This is a genomic window from Pseudomonas sp. GW821-FHT02A11, assembly GCF_059421985.1.
Genome location: NZ_JBWKWB010000001.1, coordinates 427593 through 441294 on the forward strand (window position 1 = coordinate 427593; position 13702 = coordinate 441294).

Annotated in this window: 10 protein-coding genes; 4 read left to right on the forward strand and 6 right to left on the reverse strand. The window is 59.9% G+C overall.

The window, feature by feature from the left end; all coding sequences use genetic code 11:
• Together AC07V9_RS02005 and AC07V9_RS02010 are read left to right on the forward strand one after the other, a co-directional pair.
• The gene (locus AC07V9_RS02005) at positions 1-3129 is read left to right on the forward strand and encodes an efflux RND transporter permease subunit (RefSeq protein ID WP_495014013.1); all 3129 of its coding nucleotides are present in this window, start codon (positions 1-3) and stop codon (positions 3127-3129) included.
• Entirely contained in the window at positions 3126-4592 is a 1467-nt protein-coding gene (locus AC07V9_RS02010) for an AdeC/AdeK/OprM family multidrug efflux complex outer membrane factor (RefSeq protein WP_495014014.1), read from the forward strand. The genes AC07V9_RS02005 and AC07V9_RS02010 overlap by 4 nt, the downstream gene beginning before the upstream one ends.
• 164 nt (positions 4593-4756) lie before the next feature.
• On the opposite strand, the gene pcaD is transcribed toward AC07V9_RS02010, so the two are convergent.
• From pcaD to pcaR, 6 genes are all read right to left on the reverse strand, one after another.
• On the reverse strand, positions 4757-5545 hold the full coding sequence (gene pcaD, locus AC07V9_RS02015) for a 3-oxoadipate enol-lactonase (protein ID WP_495014015.1): 789 nt from the start codon (positions 5543-5545) through the stop codon (positions 4757-4759).
• 89 nt (positions 5546-5634) lie between these two features.
• Positions 5635-6924, reverse strand: a complete 1290-nt coding sequence (locus AC07V9_RS02020) for an MFS family transporter (RefSeq protein WP_495014016.1) — start codon at positions 6922-6924, stop codon at positions 5635-5637.
• Between the two features lie 177 nt (positions 6925-7101).
• Positions 7102-8304, reverse strand: coding sequence for a 3-oxoadipyl-CoA thiolase (pcaF, locus tag AC07V9_RS02025; protein ID WP_495014017.1), 1203 nt, complete (start codon positions 8302-8304; stop codon positions 7102-7104).
• Positions 8301-9083, reverse strand: coding sequence for a CoA-transferase subunit beta (locus AC07V9_RS02030; protein WP_495014127.1), 783 nt, complete (start codon positions 9081-9083; stop codon positions 8301-8303). The genes pcaF and AC07V9_RS02030 overlap by 4 nt, the downstream gene beginning before the upstream one ends.
• Positions 9080-9937 (reverse strand): CoA transferase subunit A, encoded by an 858-nt coding sequence (locus AC07V9_RS02035; protein ID WP_495014018.1) that lies wholly within the window; start codon positions 9935-9937, stop codon positions 9080-9082. The genes AC07V9_RS02030 and AC07V9_RS02035 overlap by 4 nt, the downstream gene beginning before the upstream one ends.
• 150 nt (positions 9938-10087) lie before the next feature.
• A complete protein-coding gene (pcaR, locus tag AC07V9_RS02040; protein WP_495014019.1) occupies positions 10088-10930 on the reverse strand; it encodes a pca regulon transcriptional regulator PcaR in 843 nt (280 codons plus the stop codon).
• 829 nt (positions 10931-11759) lie between these two features.
• Between pcaR and AC07V9_RS02045 the strand changes: the two genes are divergently transcribed.
• On the forward strand, positions 11760-11957 hold the full coding sequence (locus tag AC07V9_RS02045) for a hypothetical protein (RefSeq protein WP_404635903.1): 198 nt from the start codon (positions 11760-11762) through the stop codon (positions 11955-11957).
• Between the two features lie 235 nt (positions 11958-12192).
• Positions 12193-13665, forward strand: a complete 1473-nt coding sequence (locus tag AC07V9_RS02050) for an inorganic phosphate transporter (protein WP_495014020.1) — start codon at positions 12193-12195, stop codon at positions 13663-13665.
• Positions 13666-13702 lie beyond the last annotated feature (37 nt).

A 13702-nucleotide genomic window follows, 5' to 3' on the forward strand; every position in this document is an offset into this window, starting at 1 on the left:
ATGTCGAAGTTTTTCATCGACCGACCCATTTTCGCGTGGGTAATTGCCCTCGTGATCATGCTGGTCGGGGCTCTTTCGATCCTCAACTTGCCGATCAACCAATACCCGGCCATTGCGCCGCCGGCCATCGCGATTCAGGTGACCTACCCAGGTGCGTCTGCACAGACCGTGCAGGACACCGTGGTTCAGGTGATCGAACAGCAGATGAACGGTATCGACAACCTGCGTTACATCTCGTCTGAAAGTAACTCTGATGGCAGCATGACCATCACCGTGACCTTCAACCAGGGTACCAACCCGGACATCGCGCAGGTTCAGGTACAGAACAAGCTCAACCTGGCCACCCCGCTGCTGCCGCAAGAAGTGCAACAGCAAGGTCTGCGCGTCACCAAGGCGGTGAAGAACTTCCTGCTGGTGATCGGCCTGGTGTCCGAAGACGGCAGCATGGGCAAGGAAGACTTGTCCAACTACATCGTTTCCAACATCCAGGACCAGATCGCCCGAACCCCGGGTGTAGGTGACTTCCAAGTGTTCGGTGCCCAGTACGCGATGCGTATCTGGCTCGACCCGGACAAGCTGAACAACTACCAGCTGACCCCGGTTGACGTGAAAACCGCGATCACTGCGCAAAACGTTCAGGTGTCGTCCGGTCAGATCGGTGGTCTGCCAGCCGTCAAAGGCCAGCAACTCAACGCCACCATCATCGGCAAGACCCGTCTGCAGACTGCCGAGCAGTTCGGCAACATCCTGCTCAAGGTCAACCAGGACGGCTCGCAGGTTCGCCTCAAAGACGTCGCCAACATCGGGCTGGGCGGCGAGAACTACAGCGTCGATGCACAGTTCAACGGCAAACCGGCATCGGGTCTGGCGATCAAGCTGGCCACCGGCGCTAACGCGCTGGACACCTCCAAGGCGATCCGCGACACCATCGGGCGTCTGGAGCCGTTCTTCCCGCCTGGCATGAAAGCGGTTTACCCGTACGACACGACCCCAGTGGTCAAGGAATCCATCACCGGCGTCGTTCACACCCTGGGTGAAGCGATCATCCTCGTGTTCCTGGTGATGTACCTGTTCCTGCAGAACTTCCGCGCCACCATCATCACCACATTGACGGTGCCGGTGGTATTGCTGGGTACGTTCGGCATCCTTGCGGCAGCCGGTTTCACGATCAACACCCTGACCATGTTCGGCATGGTGCTGGCCATCGGTTTGCTGGTGGACGACGCCATCGTCGTGGTGGAGAACGTCGAGCGGGTGATGGCCGAGGAGCATTTATCGCCTCGTGAAGCCACGCGTAAATCGATGGAACAGATTCAGGGCGCGCTGGTGGGTATCGCCATGGTGCTGTCGGCGGTACTGCTGCCAATGGCGTTCTTCGGCGGCTCCACCGGTGTGATTTATCGACAGTTCTCGATCACCGTGGTTTCGGCCATGGCGCTTTCGGTACTGGTCGCGCTGGTCTTCACCCCGGCCCTGTGCGCCACGATGCTCAAGCCGATCGACGCCGACAAGCACGGTCAGCCGCGCAAGGGTTTCTTTGGCTGGTTCAACCGCACCTTCGATCGTGGCGTGCTGAGCTACGAGCGCGGCGTCAGCAACGTGATTCGCCACAAGTTCCCGGCGTTCCTGGTCTACCTCGCGATCTTCGCGGGCATGATCTGGATGTTCACCCGCATCCCGACCGCGTTCCTGCCCGAAGAAGACCAGGGCGTGATTTTCGCTCAGGTTCAGACGCCGCCCGGCTCCACGGCCGAGCGGACCCAAGGCACGCTGGACAAGATGCGCGAATACCTGCTGACCGACCCGGGCGTCAAATCGGTGTTCTCGGTCAACGGCTTCAACTTCGCAGGCCGTGGTCAGAGCTCGGGTCTTGCGTTCGTGCTGCTCAAGCCGTGGGAAGAGCGTGACTCCTCCAACAGCGTGTTCGAAGTGGCCAAGCGCGCTCAGGGGCACTTCTTCGGCTTCCGTGACGCGATGTCCTTCGCCGTGGTTCCGCCAGCGGTACTGGAACTGGGTAACGCCACCGGTTTTGACCTGTACCTGCAGGATCAGGCTGGCCTGGGCCATGAAAAACTCATGCAGGCGCGTAATCAGCTGCTGGGTCTGGCTTCGCAGAGCAAGATCCTGGCGGGCGTACGCCCTAACGGCCTGACAGACGAGCCGCAGTACCAGCTGATCATCGACGACGAAAAAGCCCGCGCCTTGGGCGTGACGCAATCGGACATCAACACCACCCTGTCGGTGGCGATGGGCGGCAGCTACGTCAACGACTTCATCGACCGCGGTCGGGTGAAGAAGGTGTACATCATGGGTAATCCGAAATCGCGGATGAGCCCTGAAGACCTGAAGAAGTGGTATGTGCGCAACGCCAGCGGCACCATGGTTCCTTTCGATGCCTTCGCGGGCGGCGAGTGGGTCTTCGGTTCGCCAAAACTGTCGCGTTACAACGGTGTACCGGCCGAAGAAATTCTGGGTACGCCGGCGCCGGGCTACAGTACCGGTCAGGCGATGGCCGAGATCGAGAAACTGGCGCAGCAACTGCCGCAGGGCATCGGTTACTCCTGGACCGGTCTGTCGTTCGAAGAACGCCTCTCCGGTTCTCAGGCACCGGCCCTGTATGCGATCTCGGTACTGGTGGTCTTCCTCTGTCTGGCAGCGCTGTATGAAAGCTGGTCGATTCCGATCGCTGTTCTGCTCGTCGTGCCGCTGGGGGTTATCGGTGCGCTGATGGCGACCAGCCTGCGCGGCCTGTCCAACGACGTGTTCTTCCAGGTGGGCCTGTTGGTGACGGTGGGTCTGGCGGCGAAAAACGCCATTCTGATCGTCGAGTTCGCCAAGGAACTGCATGAGCAGGGCAAGTCGCTGATGGATGCGGCCGTGGAAGCGTGCCGGATGCGTCTGCGTCCGATCGTGATGACGTCCATGGCGTTTATCCTCGGCGTGGTGCCGCTGACCATTTCCACCGGCGCCGGCTCCGGTAGCCAGCATTCGATCGGTACAGGCGTGATCGGCGGTATGATTACCGCGACCATCCTGGCGATCTTCTGGGTACCGCTGTTCTTCGTATCGGTATCCGGGTTGTTCAAGAGCAAACAGAAACACATCCCACACGATGAGGCTGGCCAATGAGCAAGTCCCTGATCTCTCTGGCAGTGACCGCGATCGTTCTTAGCGGCTGCTCGTTGATCCCCGATTACAAGCAGCCTGCGGCACCGGTGGCTGCTCAGTACCCGCAAGGTCCGGCGTATTCGCCGGACAATGCCGCCAATCAGGCGGCTGCCGAACAAGGCTGGCGTCAGTTCTTCCAGGACCCGGCCCTGCAGCAATTGATTCAGACAGCCCTGAGCAATAACCGCGACCTGCGTGTCGCGGCCCTGAACATCGACGCCTACCGGGCGCAGTACCGTATCCAGCGTGCGGACCTGTTCCCGGCTGTCGCCGCCGACGCCAGCGGTACGCGTCAGCGGGTGCCAGGCGATCTGTCGCAGACCGGTCAGGCGGGCATCACCAGCCAGTACTCGGTCGGCTTGGGCGTCAGTGCCTATGAGCTGGACCTGTTCGGTCGCGTTCGCAGCCTGAGCGAGCAAGCGCTGGAAACCTACTTCGCCGGCGAAGAGGCCCGTCGCAGCACGCAGATCAGCCTGGTGGCCAACGTCGCCAACGCCTATCTGACGTGGGAAGCCGACAAGGAATTGCTCAAGCTGACGCAGGATACCCTCGGTGCCTTCGAAGAAAGCCTGCGCCTGACCTCGCGCAGCAACGAAGTCGGTGTCGCCTCGGCGCTGGATCTGGCGCAGTCGCGCACCTCGGTGGAAAGCGCTCGCGTCAAGCTGGCGCAGTACCAGCGCCTGGTCGCTCAGGACGAGAACAACCTCGTCCTGCTGCTGGGCACCGGCCTGCCAGCCAACCTGCCTGCGTCCAAACCGTTGAGCGCTGACATGCTCAACGAGATGCCAGCGGGCCTGCCGTCCGAGCTGCTGCAGCGTCGTCCGGACATCCTTCAGGCCGAACACAGCCTCAAGGCTGCCAATGCCAATATCGGTGCGGCGCGCGCCGCGTTCTTCCCGAGCATCAGCCTGACGGCCAGTGCCGGGACTGCAAGCGGTGATCTGAGCGGCCTGTTCAAAGGCGGCTCAGGCACCTGGCTGTTCCAGCCGCAGATCAACCTGCCGATCTTCAACGCCGGCAGCCTGCGTGCGAGCCTGGACTACTCGAAGATCCAGAAGGACATCGGCATCGCCAACTACGAGAAGGCGATTCAGACAGCCTTCCAGGAAGTCTCTGACGGCCTGGCCTCGCGCAAGACCTTCACCGATCAGCTCAAGGCGCAGAACGATTTCGTCGCTGCCAACCAGGATTACTACCGCCTGGCCGAGCGTCGTTATCGCATCGGGATCGACAGCAACCTGACCTTCCTCGACGCGCAGCGTCAGTTGTTCAGTGCGCAGCAGTCGTTGATTACCGATCGTCTGTCGCAGCTGAGCAGTGAGGTCAATCTGTACCGCGCGCTCGGCGGCGGCTGGTACGAGCAGACCCCGAAAGGCGAGAAGAAGCCGACTTCGGGTGATGTGCCGGAAATGCGGATGTTCTGATTCAGCGCACCATAAAAAACCACCGTAAGGTGGTTTTTTTATGTCTCAAAAGTTTCCTGACGCCGAGCGCTGATCCCCTGTAGCAGTCCGGCTTGCCGGCGGTAGCGATCTTTTGGACGCCACCGCCGGCAAGCCGGACTGCTACAGGAGTTTTCGGCGCGCATTCAACTCAACAAAAACTCGGTGACGCGCAGGGTGAACACCTTGCCCAATTCGACATTGGACAGGTGCGCTGCGTAGTAATCCGAGAGCTGGCAACCGGCAATGTGGTTCTGGATGAAGTGCCCGTCGGCCACTGTGGTCACTGCATCGTGGCTGCCGCAGATCATCAGCGTCGGTACCGTGATCAAGTGCAGTTGCTTGCGAAAATCAGCATCCCGCACAGCCGCGCAGCACGCGGCATAACCCTGAGGTGAAGTCGCTGCCAGCACATCCGTCACCGGGGTGACCTTGTCGGCGTGATCGCGGGCGAAGTCTGGGGTGAACCAGCGTCCTACGGCGCCAGCGCCCAGTTCCTTCATCGCCTGCTCGCCGCCCTTCTCCACCATCTCGATGCGCGGGCCCCACATTTCAGGCCCGCCGATCTTGGCGGCGGTGTTGCACAGGATCAGCTTGTGCAGGCGATCGTTGGCGTGGATGCCCAGCCACTGGCCGATCAAACCGCCCATGGACAAACCACAGAAATGCGCCTGTTTGATCTTCAGCGTATCGAGCAAGGCCAGAACGTCGCGTCCCAGCTGTTCGATCGTGTAAGGGCCTTGGGTGACAAGGGACTTGCCATGGCCACGGGTGTCGTAGCGCACCACCCGGAACGACTGGCTCAGCGACGCGATCTGCGCGTCCCACATGTGCAGGTCGGTCCCCAGGGAATTGGACAAAACCAGCACCGGAGCGCCTGCAGGGCCCTCGACCTGGTAATGCATTTCACCGTCTTGAAGTTGTACGAAGGCCATAGCCGCTCCCTTTTATGTTGAGCACTTTGCGATAAAGTCGTTGAAGAGTATGGATGACGCGCGCCCGATCACAGGCGCGCGCTGTTGTATCAGTGATCTTCGTGCAGGTATTCCGGCTTCTTCGGCAGACGCAGGCTGAAGAGGAAAGCGATCGCCATCATGGCGGTCACGTACCAGTAGAAGATGTTCTCCGAGCCCATGTTCTTGAAGCTCAGGGCCACGAATTCCGCCGAGCCGCCGAAGATCGCGTTGGCCACGGCGTACGCCAGACCCACGCCCAGCGCGCGGACGTGTACCGGGAACATTTCGGCTTTCACCAGACCGCTGATCGAGGTGTAGAAGCTGACGATCGCCAGCGCCAGGGTGATCAACACGAAGGCCAGAATCGGGCTGGTGGTGGTTTTCAGGGTCATCAGGATCGGCACGGTGCAGATCGTGCCCAGGCCCCCAAACCAGAGCATCGAGGCACGACGACCGATCTTGTCGGCCAGCGCGCCAAACACCGGCTGCATGCACATGTAGAGGAACAGCGCGCCGGTCATAATGTAACTGGCGGTCTTGGCGTCCATGTGCACAGTGTTAACGAGGTATTTCTGCATGTAGGTGGTGAAGGTGTAGAAAATCAGCGAGCCACCCGCGGTATAACCCAGCACAGTGATAAACGCGCCAGTGTGGTTACGGAACAACGCGGCCATGCTGCCGGCGTCCTTGTCCTGACGCACTTCGGCGGTGGTGGTTTCTTTCAGCGAGCGGCGCAGCAGCAGCGAGATCACTGCAGCAATGGCGCCGACCACGAACGGAATCCGCCAGCCGTAGGCCTTGAGCTCATCGGCATTGAGGAATTGCTGCAGAATCACCACGGTCAGCACGGCCAGCAACTGGCCGCCGATCAGGGTCACGTACTGGAACGAGGCGAAGAATCCACGCTGCCCCCGCAACGCGACTTCACTCATGTACGTGGCCGTGGTGCCATACTCGCCCCCCACTGACAGCCCCTGGAACAGGCGCGCTACCAGCAGCAGAAACGGTGCCCAGGCGCCGATGGCAGCGTAGGTCGGCAGACAGGCGATGACCAGCGAGCCACCACACATCATCAGGACCGAGATCATCATGGAATTCTTGCGGCCATGTTTATCGGCGACGCGGCCAAACAGCCAGCCTCCGATAGGTCGCATCAAGAAGCCCGCCGCGAAGACGCCAGCAGTGTTCAACAGTTGAACGGTCGGGTCATCGGATGGGAAGAAAGCCGGTGCGAAGTAGATAGCGCAGAAGGCGTAGACATAAAAGTCGAACCATTCCACAAGGTTGCCTGAAGAGGCACCTACGATCGCAAAAATCCGTTTGCTCCTTTCTTCTCCGGTGTAGTGAGTCGTTGTCATTATTGTTTCCCCATTTTTTATAAAGACCAGCCACAAAGGGTGAGTCTACGACATAACCTGAAACACTTAGACTTAAGCAGTAACACTTAGACATCACAAGGACAACCGCCCAAGCCATCAGTTGCCTTTTCGTGGAGGCAACCGACAACTCGGGTGGTTGGTTTCAGGCGTGTGTCGCTATCTTTCTATCGCCAGGGCCAGGCCCTGTCCTACGCCGACGCACATGGTCGCCAATCCTTTGCTGCCGCCGGTTTTCTCCAATTGATGCAACGCAGTCAGCACCAGACGCGCCCCGCTCATGCCCAGCGGATGGCCCAGGGAAATGGCGCCGCCGTTAGGGTTGACCTTGGATGAGTCGTCAGCGATCCCCAGTTCACGCATGACCGCAAGCCCTTGGCTGGCGAAGGCTTCGTTCAGTTCGATCACGTCGAAATCCGAGACTGCCAGACCCAGGCGTTCAACCAGCTTACGCACCGCCGGCACCGGGCCGATGCCCATCACGCGGGGTTCAACGCCAGCACTCGCCATACCCAACACGCGGGCGCGTGGGGTCAGGCCGTGCTTCTTGACCGCTTCGGCGGAGGCCAGAATCAACGCCACAGCGCCGTCATTCAGGCCTGCAGCGTTCCCCGCCGTCACCGTTTTGCCCGGGCCATTGACCGGCTTGAGCTTGCTCAACGCGTCCAGGCTGGTGTCGGCGCGAGGGTGCTCGTCCTTGTCAACGACGGTCTCGCCCTTTTTGTGAGCGATGCGCACCGGCACGATTTCTTCAGCAAAAAAACCGGACGCTTGTGCAGCGGCTGTACGTTGCTGACTGCGCAGGGCGAAAGCGTCCTGATCCTCGCGGGAGACCTTGAAATCTTCGGCAACGTTATCGCCGGTCTGCGGCATGGTTTCCACGCCGTACTGGTCTTTCATCAGAGGGTTGACGAAGCGCCAGCCCAGCGTTGTGTCTTCCAGTTTCTGACCGCGACCAAACGCCGTGTCGGCCTTGCCCATCACGAACGGCGCGCGGGACATCGACTCGACGCCACCGGCGATGGCCAGCTCCATTTCGCCCGAGGCAATGGCCCGGAACGCAGTGCCCACAGCGTCCAGCCCCGAAGCGCACAGGCGATTGAGGGTCACGCCCGGCACGGTTTCCGGCAGGCCCGCCAAGAGCAAGGCCATGCGTGCCACGTTGCGGTTGTCTTCACCGGCCTGGTTGGCACAGCCGAGAAACACCTCGTCGACTTCCTTCCAGTTCACCGAAGGATTGCGTTCGATCAGCGCCTTGATCGGCAGTGCTGCCAGATCGTCCGCGCGAACAGTGGCCAGTGCCCCGCCGAACCGGCCGATGGGCGTGCGAATCGCGTCGCAGATAAAAACGTCACGCATCATGCTTCTCCCGGTGCCTGGCCATGAGCAGCAGCGGTGCGCGCTTCCAGATCACGCAGGGACGCCAGTTCGTATTCGCTCGGTTCTTCGGACGTCACAACCTTTTCAGCGAAACGCAGTTCCCAGCCGGTGGCCGCGATCACTTGCTCGCGGGTCACGCCAGGGTGCAGCGTGGTCACCACAAATTCGTGCGTGCCCGTTTCCGGTTCCATGATGCACAGGTCGGTGATGATGCCCACCGGCCCCGCCCCCGGCAGACCAAGGCGCTTGCGCGAGTCGCCGCCTTCGCCATGGCCAACCGATGTGACAAAGTCCAGCTTATTGACGAACGTGCGCGGCGATTGCTTGAGGATGATCAGCACTTGCTTGGCAGAACCGGCAATTTCCGGCGCCCCACCCGCGCCCGGCAGGCGCACTTTCGGGTGGTGATAGTCGCCGACTACGGTGGTGTTGATGTTGCCGAAACGGTCGACCTGAGCAGCGCCCAGGAAACCGACGTCAACCCGACCACCCTGCAGCCAGTAGCGGAAGATCTCGCTGGTCGAGACCACGGTGTCAGCGGTTTCGGCCAGCTCGCCGTCGCCGATGGACAGCGGCAGCACGTTTGGCTTGGCGCCGATCGGGCCCGACTCGTAGATCAGCACGACGTCGGGCGATGACGTGAGGCGCGCAAGGTTGGCGGCCTTGGACGGCAGACCGATGCCGACGAAGCAGACCGAACCGTTTTTCAGGCGGCGGGCAGCGGCTACAGTCATCATTTCATTGGTGGTGTAGGTCATTATTTTGCCTCCCAAGCGCGGGCCAGCTTGCTCTGGAACTCACTGAAATCACGAGTGCCGTGGATGTATTCGTCGATCCACGCAGTAAATGCCTTACGGTCCCGACCGATCGCGTCCCACGCCTGGTAGAAACGGTTGTCACGCTCCGAGTAGCCATGTGCGTAGGACGGATGCGCACCACCGGGTACGACGCAAACCGCGCTCAAGGCCCAGGTCGGCAGCACACAGGCGTTCATGGGTGCATTGAGGTCGTCGACGATTTCTTCGACGGTGACGATGCAGCGTTTGGCAGCCAGCGCGGCCTCTTTCTGCACGCCGAGAATGCCCCACAACAGCACGTTGCCTTTACGGTCGGCCTTCTGCGCGTGGATCACCGTCACATCAGGACGTACCGCAGGCACGGCCGCCAGCACTTCACCGGTAAATGGGCAGGTGACGGATTTGATCAGCGGGTTGACCTTCGGCAGGTCGGAACCGGCATAAGCACGCAGCACCGCGAACGGCAGGCCCGAAGCGCCGGCGACGTAGGCGTTGGCCAGGTCGGCGTGGCTGTGCTCTTCGATTTCCATGGGTTGTGGCCATTGCTTTTCAACGGCGTCACGCAAACGATGCAGGGAGCCAACCCCGGGGTTGCCGCCCCACGAGAAAATCAGCTTGTTCGCACAGCCTGCGCCGATCAACTGGTCGTAAATCAGGTCAGGGGTCATACGAACCAGCGTCAGGTGTTTCTTCTTCTGACGAATGATTTCGTGACCGGCCGCAGTAGGAATCAGATGGGTGAAGCCTTCCAGCGCAACGGTGTCGCCATCGTTGACGAATTGCTTCACGGCATCGTGCAGGGAAAGAATTTCAGCCATGAGGGTGCTCCAGGTTCAAAAATCTCGATCGGTGAGCGGCGTGCCTGACAACGCCGGGATGAGATTCAGGTTATGCCTGAGCGTGGAACGGAACAATCCGATAATCGACTATCTGTTCGATAATCGAACGGAGAGTATGACGCCAAAAAATCACGTGAATAGCTGGGTGCTCAAGTCACGGCTAGCGTCGAGCATGATGGGCAGAAATTTCTGCTCCAGCTCGTTGCGTGCCACCCGACCCGCGCTGGTGCTGACGTTGAGCGCGGCGAGCACCTGGCCCGAAGCATCGTAGACCGGCACGGCAATGGAACGCAGACCCTGCTCCAGCTCCTGATCGACGATGCACCAGCCCTGCTGACGCACTTGCTGCAAACATTCGAGCAGCGCTTCAGGGGTGCGCAAGGTGCGGCTGGTCTTGGGTTGCAGGTCGACATGATCGAGATACTCCTGCAAGGAAACGTCGTCCAGCGCTGCCAGAAGAATCCGACCCATGGACGTGCAGTAGGCCGGCAGACGACCGCCCACTGCCAAGTCCACCGAAATGAGCCGCTGGGTCGTTGCAGACCGGGCTATATAAAGGATGTCGTCGCCTTCGAGGGTCGCCATGTTGCACGCCTCGTGAAGCTGATTGCTCATGCGGTCCAGATACGGCTGGGATGACACCGCCAGCGGGGTCGACGACAAATAGGCATGACCAAGGGTAAGCACCTTGGGCAGCAGCGAATAGGTGCGACCGTCAGTGGTGGCGTAGCCAAGCTTGATCAGCGTGTGCAGGCAACGGCGAACCGCGGCGCGAGGGATCTCGGTGCGGTGGCTGATCTGCGCGATGGTAAGGTGGCGCTTGCGCTCCTGGAAGGCATGAATAACCGCCAGGCCCCGCGCCAGCGAGGTCATGAAATCCGGATCACCAGTGAGGGCCTGAATCCGCTTGGCCGGAGATGCCACGATGGGCGGGGCCAGCGAGGAAAAGGAATTTCGCAGTTGATCGTTCATCTTGACACCGTTCGTCGCGGCCGTGGAGGCCTTCTGTGACGCCACTCTCGCTTCTTTTTAAAGCAACGGCAAGGGCGTTTTGGGCGATTATCGAACCACTGGCCGATAATCGCAATTGACCCGTCGCCCGGTTGCTTATACCTTTCACACGCCACTATGTGGCTTCTTGGAAATACTGGTCAGGTACCCACTGAGAAGTCCCAGGCAACGGCCTTGCTAAACGCAAGGCCGTTTTTGTCCCCCCTCCTTCTCGAACCCCTTTCAATTGTAAGCATTCCCGAACAACACGCTTATCGGCATTGAGAAATCGGAATGGAATCACGTCGTCAGAATTCTGTCTCAGCGCTTCCACTTCCGAATAATAAAGTTCTGACAGAAATTCTTCCGGCATCAACTTCGGAATCTTCGTACGCGAAAAGAGTATTTGTACGCAGTTATTCAATTGAAGTGCTCACTACAGTTGACTCCCGGGATCTTCTTGGAGATAGTACGACTCAATTGACGTGCTAAACGCCAAGGCGCATTTGAGCCATGCCCCGACAAGGTATGGATCCAATGAACGCGCCGCATGCACTACCCGAGTGCACTGCCCGGCGATAGACAGGCCAGAAGCCTGGTCAATTTGCCAGTGCCCTGGCAAACCGAAAAAAGAATGGTGCTACGACAGTTTTGTCGTTCTGGTGCGCGTAGCCGCATGTGACTGAAGTGTTCCGTACATTCGTCCCGACTCATCGCAAATGCTTGTCTGCTGCCGATCAGTCCATGACGCCGTACACTTGCAGACCCTGCGTTATCACTAGAATCAAACTCGAGACAATCAGGTAATAACGTGACCAAAGATGAACTGCGCGCAGAACTAGAGCGCCAGGAACAACGTTACAAGGAAGTATATGGTGGCGAAGTGACCACCTACGCCGCTCAGCCAGAACCCGAGCGCAAGCCGTGGCGCAAACGCGCCAGCCTGCTCGATCAGGCATTCAAGCAAGAACTTCAGAAAATGGAAGAAGAACTCAAGGAAGAGCGCTGAGTTCGTCGTTTGACGCCCAGCATTCACGCAGCAACGCTTGAAGGCCCGATTCACCCTCGCCGGTTTCAGCTAAGGTTGAAGCGAACGTTGTTCTTTTCGCTTCCTGACAGGAAGTCAACGGGGTCGCTGGTACAGAATTTTCGTTGCAGGTTGCTACCAATTGGCGGCTTGCCTATCGATTAGTTTTTTTTCTGTCATAATCCCGCCCCCTTAATACCGGGTCAGAAAACCTTCCATGATCGATTTATTCAGCGGACTGGATGCTTGGGTGATTGTGAGCCTGCTGCTCGCCCTGGCTTTTGTCCTCACCTTCGAGTTCATCAACGGCTTTCATGACACCGCCAACGCGGTGGCGACAGTCATTTACACCAAGGCGATGCCACCTCATCTGGCTGTCTTTTTCTCGGGTGTGTTCAACTTTCTCGGGGTGTTGCTCGGCGGCGTCGGCGTGGCTTATGCCATCGTCCACCTGCTGCCGGTCGAGCTGCTGATCAACGTCAACACCGGTCACGGTCTGGCGATGGTGTTCTCGCTCCTGGCAGCCGCGATCACCTGGAACCTGGGCACGTGGTACTTCGGGATTCCGGCTTCCAGCTCGCACACGCTGATCGGTTCAATTCTGGGCGTGGGTCTGGCCAATGCGCTGATCAACAACATTCCACTGGGCGAAGGCGTGAACTGGCAAAAAGCGATCGACATCGGCGCCTCGCTGGTGTTCTCGCCACTGGCGGGTTTCATTATCGCTGCCCTGGTGCTGATCGGCCTGAAAGCCTGGCGTCCGCTGTCCAAGATGCACAAGACCCCGGAGCAGCGCCGCAAGCTCGACGACAAGAAGCATCCGCCGTTCTGGAACCGCCTCGTGCTGGTGATCTCGGCGATGGCCGTCAGCTTCGTGCACGGCTCCAACGACGGCCAGAAAGGCATCGGCCTGATCATGCTGGTGTTGATCGGTATCGTCCCGGCGCAGTTCGTGCTCGACCTGAGCACCACCACCTACCAGATCGAACGCACCCGCGACGCGACGCTGCACCTGAGCCAGTTCTATCAGCGCAACAACGCGACGCTGGGCGAATACCTGGCGCTGGGCAAGGCAACCACTGGCGACCTGCCGGAGCGCTTCAGCTGCAATCCCGAACAGACCGAGCCGACCATCGACGCCCTGCTGAACAACCTCAAGGGCGTGACTGACTACCACAGTCTGGCCCCTGAGCATCGCATCGAAGTTCGTCGCTATCTGCTTTGCCTGGACGACACGGCGCGCAAGGTCGGCAAGCTTCCGGCACTGGATGCCCGCGAGAAATCCGATCTGGAAAAACTGCGCAAAGATCTGACCGCGACCACCGAATACGCGCCGTTCTGGGTGATCCTTGCGGTCGCGCTGGCGTTGGGTATCGGCACCATGGTCGGCTGGAAGCGCGTCGTCCTGACCATCGGCGAGAAGATCGGCAAGCAGGGAATGACCTACGCCCAGGGCATGTCAGCGCAGATCACCACCGCCAGCGCCATCGCCCTGGCCAACGTGTTCAGCCTGCCGGTTTCGACCACCCACATCCTGTCGTCCGGCGTGGCTGGCACCATGGTTGCGAACAAGAGCGGTCTGCAAGGCGGCACCGTGCGCAACATTTTGCTGGCGTGGGTGTTGACCCTGCCTGCCACTGTCGCGCTGTCGGCGGGCCTGTTCTGGCTGGCGTCCAAAGCGCTCGCCTGATCCGCTGCTTGGCTGACATGAAAACGCCCACTCACTG

Bases quoted from the DNA above. Each gene is read 5' to 3' on its own strand.
- AC07V9_RS02005 (WP_495014013.1), top strand. From the start codon at position 1: ATGTCGAAGTTTTTCATCGACCGACCCATTTTCGCGTGGGTAATTGCC.
- AC07V9_RS02010 (WP_495014014.1), top strand. From the start codon at position 3,126: ATGAGCAAGTCCCTGATCTCTCTGGCAGTGACCGCGATCGTTCTTAGC.
- pcaD (WP_495014015.1), bottom strand. From the start codon at position 5,545: ATGGCCTTCGTACAACTTCAAGACGGTGAAATGCATTACCAGGTCGAG.
- AC07V9_RS02020 (WP_495014016.1), bottom strand. From the start codon at position 6,924: ATGACAACGACTCACTACACCGGAGAAGAAAGGAGCAAACGGATTTTT.
- pcaF (WP_495014017.1), bottom strand. From the start codon at position 8,304: ATGATGCGTGACGTTTTTATCTGCGACGCGATTCGCACGCCCATCGGC.
- AC07V9_RS02035 (WP_495014018.1), bottom strand. From the start codon at position 9,937: ATGGCTGAAATTCTTTCCCTGCACGATGCCGTGAAGCAATTCGTCAAC.
- pcaR (WP_495014019.1), bottom strand. From the start codon at position 10,930: ATGAACGATCAACTGCGAAATTCCTTTTCCTCGCTGGCCCCGCCCATC.
- AC07V9_RS02050 (WP_495014020.1), top strand. From the start codon at position 12,193: ATGATCGATTTATTCAGCGGACTGGATGCTTGGGTGATTGTGAGCCTG.